The organism is Pseudomonas neuropathica, from assembly GCF_015461835.1.
GTDB classification, from domain to species: Bacteria; Pseudomonadota; Gammaproteobacteria; order Pseudomonadales; family Pseudomonadaceae; genus Aquipseudomonas; species Aquipseudomonas neuropathica.
Genome location: NZ_JACOPX010000033.1, coordinates 1 through 8,922, shown reverse-complemented (window position 1 = coordinate 8,922; position 8,922 = coordinate 1). Strand labels below are relative to the sequence as shown.

Annotated in this window: 5 protein-coding genes; all 5 read right to left on the bottom strand. The window is 56.4% G+C overall.

From position 1 onward, the window contains the following. Nucleotides 1-189, bottom strand: a 189-nt coding sequence (locus H8F23_RS28530) for a hypothetical protein (protein WP_194936556.1), incomplete at its 3' end; no start/stop codon positions are given. A 400-nt stretch (nt 190-589) separates the two neighbouring features. Continuing rightward, nucleotides 590-952: a DUF6124 family protein gene (locus H8F23_RS28525; RefSeq protein WP_194936555.1), complete on the bottom strand. Its 363-nt coding sequence runs from the start codon at nt 950-952 to the stop codon at nt 590-592. A gap of 586 nt (nt 953-1,538) precedes the next feature. Then, a complete protein-coding gene (locus H8F23_RS28520; protein ID WP_194936554.1) occupies nt 1,539-5,456 on the bottom strand; it encodes a hypothetical protein in 3,918 nt (1,305 codons plus the stop codon). A gap of 272 nt (nt 5,457-5,728) precedes the next feature. Beyond that, nucleotides 5,729-6,088 (bottom strand): DUF6124 family protein, encoded by a 360-nt coding sequence (locus tag H8F23_RS28515; protein ID WP_194936553.1) that lies wholly within the window; start codon nt 6,086-6,088, stop codon nt 5,729-5,731. Between the two features lie 516 nt (nt 6,089-6,604). After that, a partial coding sequence (locus H8F23_RS28505) for a YncE family protein (protein WP_194936552.1) occupies nt 6,605-8,922 on the bottom strand: 2,318 nt, incomplete at its 5' end.

Genomic DNA, 8,922 nt, shown 5'->3' with positions numbered 1-8,922 from the left:
GGTAGGCAGATAAGGATTGATGACGCACAGCACGCCGTCGGGGTCATTGGTGGCGACCTTGATGCTGATCCCGCCATCGCCATCTTGCACCGGCTCGACCATCCCCGGAATCAGCAGGGGACGCAGCACCGCCAGTGGGGTGTTGCCTTCCGTCAGGGGAGGGAAGCGGAAACGCTTGTGAGAAGGCATCAGGCAAGTCCTCTTGAAGAGAATTCAGGCGTTTTTTGATGACGACCGGTGCAGTCTCACTCAGTGGGAATCAGTGGGGATTCCGGCTTGAGGTAGTTGACGAACACGGGAAGGCACTCCAGTTAGGTGATGGAGTGATTGAACCTGTGCTGATGGATTTGCGCACCTGTCAGATCTGACAGGTGCGCAGGGGTATCCGACGAGCGGTTGTTGTTTGTTTTGCTCGATCGATGGGAAGTCTTTGAAGACGCCTTCGTGAGCAGGCTCGCTCTCACAGGTTCGGCGGTGTAAACACAGCCTTGTGATCGAAACCGATCCCTGTGGAAGCGGACTTGCTCCGGGCGGCGATCCGACGAAGACGGCGGCAGCTCAAGCGCCTCATTCAGGTCTGAGATCCTTGCTACTGCTGCGGTACCTCCAGATTATCCATTACCCGATTCACCGCCAGCTCACCGAGCATGATCAGTTGCGCGATCCCCAGCAGCGTTCTGCGCTGCGACGCGGGTATGAGGTGGGCGAAGTCATGGGCGATGGTTCTGGCTGAGGCGAGTGTTTCGCTGGCGTCGGCCAGCAGTTCTTCATTTTTGAAGTCTGCGGTAACGGCGTACATTCGGCGGGTTTTGCGGGGCGGTGGGGTGGAGCCGGGTGGGCAGAGGTAGTGATCGAGCGCGCGTTCGGCGGCGTCGTTGAGCTTTTTGGAATCGAGGGATTCGTAGGGGGAGGCGAGATCGGTTTCGGGCGGGTTGGGTGTTGGTTTGATCATGGTGAAGCTCCTACAAGGTGGAGCCGCTAAAACCTGTCGCTAAACAGGTAAGGTGGCGGCTGGACGCAGGTTAGCGAACCGGGTGTAGGCGCCCGGCAGACCCGAAGGTCTCCCGCGCACAGCCGCCATAACGCAAATTGTAGATAAGCATCCACAGTCGAGTTTGGAGCGCTGGTGCGCCTACAAAGATTCAGGTCGCTAAACCCGATCGCTGATTCGTCAGCGACCGGACCACAATAGAACCCGATCCCAAGGAGCACAAGCCGGCGGATTCTGGCGTAGCTGTAGGCAAAGGCGCAAGAATTTGTAGCCTGGAAGTCGTGTCTGAAGGTGTCTTTTAAACGCAGGAGTTTAAAAGGCGATTTGCGCTGACTTCACTGGCCCCTTCGCGAGCAAGCTCGCTCCCACATTTGGAATGCGTTTCCCTGTGGGAGCGAGCTTGCTCGCGAAAGAGCCATCCCGGTCAGCAGTAAAATCTCGATCAAATCAATGGTTAAATAAATCTGTCCACTTTGTGTTCTATTATAAAATCTGGGGTATTTCAGGGGCTGTCTCAGATATAACTGTTGGGGGGGGGCTTGTTTTGCTAGTTAAACCATCTTACGTTGTTGATCAATATATGGTCGCCTGTTGAATCCTGTTCGGCCCATATTTCGAAATATGAAACATGTCTCCCGGAAGAGGCTTTATAATCGAATGATTTAGCGGTAAAACCGCTTATCGGAAGGGTTTGCTCATCTACGAAAACTCCACTGGAATCATAAAAGCGTATCTTATAAACATTCTGAAGCACCTCCGTGTAAACTAAAGTGATATTGGTTACGGATCCTGCCCATTTGAACTTTGTTTTGCTCAGGGTGCACAAATACATTTCATAACGACGCGCTGAGATCCACGGGTTTATTATATGCTTGAGGGATGAGGGAAGTTCTAGAGCAGTTAATTCCAATCCACTTTTGAGCTGTATAGTCATGTTTGTTAAGAACTCTTGCCTAGGTTCAGCTTTCCAGTCTTCGTACCCTCCCACAACAATTACGGTGAAGGTGCGAGCTATTGATTCAAGGCCTGGTGCATATAGCGCCTTGCCTTTGAAGCTGTGCGCGGCCGCCCTCAGGCCTGTAACCGCCAGTTCCCATTTACCCGTTGCGGAATCGGCAGTCGCTTTGCCTATTGGGGTTGCAACGTCGAATATTTCGACTTGTTGACCCTTGGCCGCGACCCCGGACAGTGTGACGGCGGTTTCTACCGTGGTGCCGTTCTGTGGAATTTCGTCACCGCTCGGCGATCCCTCTACGGAGGTCAACGTAGGTGCGGTGGCCGCAGTCACGGTCAGCGTTCTTGCCGCCGACTCGGCACCCGTGCCGTACAACGCCTTGGCCTTGAAACTGTGCGCGGCCACCCTCAGGCTTGTAACCGGCAGTTCCCATATGCCCGTTGCGGAATCGGCAGTCGCTTTGCCTACTGGGGTTGCAACGTCGAATATTTCGACTTGCTGACCCTTGGCCGCGATGCCGGACAGCGTTACGGCGGTTTCTACCGTGATGCCGTTCTGCGGGATTTCGAGACCGCTCGGCGATCCCTTCACGGAGGTCAGCGTCGGCACTACCAGCGCGACCACAACAACATCACGGGCATTCGATAGTGTGCCGTCCTTGCGTCGGGCGTTCAGCTTATAGGTAGTTTCAGCAACCAGCCCCGTCAGTTGAAATGTCCATTCCCCCCTTGAATCTACTTGAACTTCCGTATTCGGCATCAGTACGCCGTTATTGGCCAGATCGATTTTTGTGTTGGGCGTAGCTGTTCCCCTCAGTGTCAAGGCTGTTTCTACGGTAGTACTACCGTGAGGAATGTCATCCCCGCTGGTCGAGCCTTTTACCGAGTCCAGGGTCGGCACTATGTTTTCGTAGGCCTTGATCTTGTAAGTACGCAAAGCAAATGTCACAGCCTCACTCTCAACCTGAGTACCACCAAAACCTGCCTTGAACTCCAATTCCAGGTCACTGCCATCTTCGAGGCTCTGCAAGTCCGCCAGCGGAAATGCGTGGGTGTAAAAACCCTGGTTGATCCACGTCGCATTGGTTTGCGAACCCGGCGGTTGCCAAAAGGTTTTCGAGTACACCCCCCCGCCTTTTAAAGTCGCTTTCGCTTTGAACCAGACATATTGTTTCAACGCAATATGCGGGTAACTGTTCACGCGAAAGGTGGCGTTGGTGGTCATTTGGCTGACGTCCAGTTCGCGTCCTTCGCCTGCTTCGGATGCCTGCACGATCAGCGGCTTGGGCAAATGACTTTGGGCAATTGGCAACACCGCCAACGTACGCGTCCGCGAGTCTTTCGGATCCTGGGTGCCGCGTGTCACGGAATAGTCGAGCGTGATTGACTTGTCGAGGTTGAAGGCGATCACCGAAACGGCCAGCGGTATTTCCTGCGGGCCGACGGTGGTGACCGGCCACGTATCCGTGGTGTGCGAGCCGGCAGGCAGTGTTCCGGTAGCACCGATCCAGCGGACGATAATCTTGTCACCGACCAGCATGCCGTCATAATCGATCACGGCCGTCAGTGCGCTCTGGGCATCCAGCGGGTCGAGACTGGTGTCGTTCGGGGCTTGCTTGATTTTCGGTTCTTTCAGATCCAGCGCCACGCCGACACTGAACGTCAACGTATCCGAATAACTCGTCCCGCCCGCCGCGCGTTTGATTTCGTACGAGGCTTCTACCGTTCCGCCTTCATTACCCTTGATCCACTCGGCCTTGATGGTGAACGACACAGGCTGGCCGGCAGTGACATCGGTGAGTTTGAGCGAGTCGCTGTGAACTCCGGTTTTTGAACCTTCCCATTGATAAATCACCTCATCGCCCTTGACGGTCTTGAGGTAGCCCATGATCAGGTGGGTGCCGTTGGTATCGGGTGGCAGGACGCCGTTGACCACACCTTCCACTTTCGGCTCCGGCAATTCCTGGCGCGGCTCACCGATTTGCAGGATGTCGGCGTGTTTCGACTCGCGGATGGCGCGGGTCTTGTCGAACCGGTTCATCTGGTTGAACACCGAATCTTCGATCTGTAACTGGTAATACAGCTCCAGGGTGCCGCCGATGATCGGTGTCAGGTGCTTCTTGTCGACGAGAATCAGCAGCGGTTCCTTGGCATCGTAATCGCCTTTGGTAATTGGCCGCAGCGGCAGTGAGGGCAGGTAGGTGTCCAGGTCAGGACGGGTGCCCAGCCAGAACAGGTTGATTGTCTGGCCAGGGAGAAACGCCGCGTCGAAGGGGATTTCGATGCGCACCTGTTTCAGTTCCGGGTCCAGAGGATCAATGGCTCCGTGCTTCGCGTCCAGTGCCTCGGGCGCCTCCAGCCGCTGCACCTCGCCGATGACGCTGATGAACTGGGTTTTGGCCGGTAGATCAGCAGAGCCGTCGGCCTTTTTCAGGCGATAGGACAGGGCGATCTGACTTTTTGCCAATTGGCGCAGGATGCTATTGGCGATTTTGGTTTCATGGGTGGTAGGCACGCTGACCAAGGCTTCACCTGGCACTTCAATATCAACCGGCGGACCTTCTTGTGGCGTTCCCTTGATTGTCAGGATGGGGGTATCGCCGACCTTGAACGAGCTGCCTGACACCCAGACCTGCGCTGTGCCGTTGGCGTCGCCCAGTTTGTCGACGTCCAGCACATTGTTCAGGGCCTCCTTGAGCAATGGCGCCACCAAGCGCAATTTGTCCACCGCCACCAACACTCGTTGTTCGACACTCCAGTCCGAGGATCGATTGTCAACGAGGTCGTAAACCTCGAAAACTACAGCCAGACCCGAGTCGTCGGAGTCGCCGGCCTTGCGGATAGTGGCTTCGTCGATGTTCACGACGATCAAGACCGTGCCATCAGCTTGTGCCTGGGTTAACGGAGCGCTGAGTACAAACACGCCGCCCCAGCTAACCCGGATCACATCGCCGGCCGCGGCGAATGGATAGGGTGGTTTGCCATCGGCGTTGCCGATGGTGATCGGTACGCCTTCGTTGACGTTTTCCTTGTCGATACCTCCCTTGAGAATCTCTTCAGGGATGGTCATGACCAGATCCGGATGCCCCGGATCTTCACTATGATCCTCGCCACCGGGGCGGGTGAGCTTGACCAGCACCTGCATCTCTTCCGAGGGTTCGGGAGTCTGGCCGAGGCGGGTAACGCTATAGGACAACGTGTACGTGCCCTCGGTGATATGCCGCGCCTCCACGAACATTTGAAGCTCGGTGCCGATCTCGTCCTCATCAACGGTTCTTGGCAATATCTCCTGGCTCTTGTCCTTGTAGATCACCAGCTTGTCGAGGCGATTCATCGGCGACCAAGGCCCGGCCTGGCACAACAGACCCTGACGCGGAAAATTGTCCAGCGCCGCAGCGCGGTTGATGCCCCAGACTTTTGGATTTTCACACACTGGATCCTTGGTTCGGCCAGGGATCTTGAGTTCTTTCAGGATCAGTGGGGCGTTGTCGGGCTGGTCTTTGGCGGACATGTGTGGGAACTCCGTGACAGAAAGTGACGAAGTGATTGAACGGCTAAACGGCGGATTGCGCACCTGTCAGATCTGACAGGTGGCGACGAGTGGTCATCAATGTGAATGCGAAAAGCAAAAGATCGCAGCCTTCGGCAGCACCACACTGATATCTGTAGGAGCTGCCGAAGGCTGCGATCTTTTGATCCGGAACGCGGGAAACGAGGTCTGGCCTGTTTAGCCCACTGTGGCGAGGGAGCAAGCTCCCTCGCCACAGATACTTGCTTGCCTTCTCAGTCCGGCAACTCCAGATTATCCATCACCCGATTCACCGCCAGCTCCCCCAGCATGATCAACTGCGCGATCCCCAGCAGCGTTCTGCGCTGTGACGCGGGTACGAGATGAGCGAAGTCATGGGCGATGGTTCTGGCCGAGGCGAGTGTTTCGCTGGCGTCGGCCAGCAGTTCTTCATTTTTGAAGTCTGCGGTAACGGCGTACATCCGCCGGGTTTTGCGGGGCGGTGGGGTAGAGCCGGGTGGGCAGAGGTAGTGATCGAGCGCGCGTTCGGCGGCGTCGTTGAGCTTTTTGGAATCGAGGGATTCGTAGGGGGAGGCGAGATCGGTTTCGGGTGGGTTGGGTGTTGGTTTGATCATGGTGAAACTCCGTGGTTGATTTAGCCGCCACGGCTCATCGCTAAACAAGTAAAGGTGGCGGCTGTACGCAGGTTAGCGATCCGGGTCACAGAAACCCCGGGTAGACCCGAAGGTCTCCCACGCACAGCCACCATGACGCCAAGTGCAGATAGACAATGCTGCAATTGAGACTGGGGATTGAGCGTCTGTAGGGTATCGGATCGCTAAACCCGATCGCTGATTTGTCAGCGACCGCACCACAATAGAACCCGCCCCCAAGGCGCACAAGCCGGCGGATTCTGGCGTAGCTGTAGGCAAAGGCGCAAGGATGTGTAGCCTCAAAGGCGTGACTGGAGGTGTCTTTTAAACGCTTAAGTTTAAAAGGTCATTTGCGCTGACTTCACTCGCCCCTTCGCGGTCGGCAGAAAAATCTCGATCAAACCCCGCTGTTTAAATCACTGGTTAAATAAATCCGTCCTCTTTTCTTGTCATCCCGGTCGGACCATTCCCGACCGGTATGTTACCTGCCGTCAGGACTCAGTCCGGCGCTGTATCAATCACAAAGACCTGCTGAGAATAAGAAGCGCTGATATAGGCGCGGGTACCGTCCGGGCTGAGGGCAATCACTTGCAGACTTTGCCCGACCGGAATGCTCCTCAGGACTCTATCCGTCGCCGTGTCAATCACCGAGACCGTTCCGCTATGTCCGCCGAAATAAGCGCGGGTTCCGTCCTGGCTGACGGCGATACAGTACGAATAATCGCCGACCGGGATGTTCTTCAGGACTCGGTTCGTCGCCATGTCAATCACCGAGACCGTATCGCTTAGTCCGCAGACATAAGCGCGAGTTCCGTCCTGGCGGACGGCAATGCTGATCGGACTTCTCCCGACCGTGATGTTGGTCAGGAATTGGTTCGTTGTCGTATCGATCACCGAGACCGTGTTGCTTTTATGATTACAGACGTAAGTGCGGGTACCGTTTGAATTAACGGCGATCCCGTATGGACCTTCATCGGTAGAAATGTTCGTCAGGACTCGATCCATTACCGTATCAATTACCGAAACTGTGGAGCTTACAAAGTTGCTGGTATAGGCGCGGCTCCCGTCCGGGCTGAAGGCAACTCCCACCGGATGTCCCTCGACCGGGAAGGTCGTCAGGACTCGGTTCGTCGCCACATCAATCACCAAGATACTGTTACTACCATTGCAGCAGACATAAGCGCGGGTACCATCCGGGCTGACGACAATCCCTGCCGGATCTCTCTCGACCGGGATGTTCGTCAGAACTAGATTCGTCGCCGTATCAATCACCGAGATGGTGTCACTAGTATAATTGCTGACATAAACGCGCGTACCATCCGGGGTGAAAGCGATCCCGTGCGGACTTCCCGGGACCCGAATGCTAACGATCGGCCCTGGCTCCGTAACGGTTATGGTTGTGTTGTCGGTCTTACTACCACTGGTGACGCTAAGATCGTAGGAGCCAGGGTTGAGAGCGCCTTTGACGCCGCTGACGCTCACTCTGCCGACATCGTTGGTGATGAATTCGCGCTGACCACTGCTGCCATCGGCGTACCTAAATTGGGCCGGGAGAGTCAGGCTGAGCTTGCCCCCGGGGACGGGGGTATCGCTGCTGGAGCTAAGGAGCAACTCAATGTTCTTGAGCCGGCCAGCGGGGGCGATGGTATAGGGCGCGTTGGTGAAGGTCGGTGTGTCGATTTGACCTGCGCTAACCGTATACGTGCGCACCGGAAAACTCAGCGCCAGGTTTTCATCCATGCTGCGATCCGGGGTGGTCTTGAAGGTCACTGTCAGTTCGCTTTGATGCTTCAACGACTGCAGATCAGCCAAAGGCAAGGAAGCATCGAGATAACCCTGCGAGATCCAGGTCACGTTCACGGCGTTACTTTGTCCTCTCCACACGACGCGTTTGTACTCGGTATCATCTTCTTTGGTGCTCTTTACCTCCATCCAGACAGGTTGGCCATTGGCAATGTGCGGCCAGAAGCCGCTACGAGCAGTGGCCGCAGCAGTGAGCGTCGACACTTCCAGCTCAGTGCCGTCACCACCATCGGCGGCCTGAATGATCTTCGGCGAATGCGAAAGATCCACGCGCAGTTGCAACACCGCCAACGTACGCGTCCGCGAGTCTTTCGGATCCTGGGTGCCGCGTGTCACGGAATAGTCGAGCGTGATTGACTTGTCGAGGTTGAAGGCGATCACCGAAACGGCCAGCGGTATTTCCTGCGGGCCGACGGTGGTGACCGGCCACGTATCCGTGGTGTGCGAGCCGGCAGGCAGTGTTCCGGTAGCACCGATCCAGCGGACGATAATCTTGTCGCCGACCAGCATGCCGTCATAATCGATCACTGCCGTCAGTGCGCTCTGGGCATCCAGCGGGTCGAGGCTGGTGTCGTTCGGGGCTTCCTTGATTTTCGGTTCTTTCAGATCCAGCGCCACGCCGACACTGAACGTCAACGTATCCGAATAACTCGTCCCCCCCGCCGCGCGTTTGATCTCGTATTTGACCTCGACCGTGCCACCTTCATTGCCCTTGATCATCGCCGCCGGAATGGTGAACGGCACTTCCTTGCCAGCAGTGAATTCGTTCAGCTTGATCGAATCGGGGTATTCGCCGGTGATCGAGCCGAGCCAGGACATGAAAATTTCATCGTCTTTGACCGTTTCCTTGTAGATCACCGTCGCGGTGGTGCCGGCGGTGTCTGCTGGCAGGACGCCGTCTACCACGCCGGCCACTTCCGGTTGCGGCAGTTCCTGGCGTGGTTCGCCGACGCGCAGGATGTCGCTGTGGATCGACTCGCGAATGGCGCGAGTGGCCTCGAACGGGTCCAGCG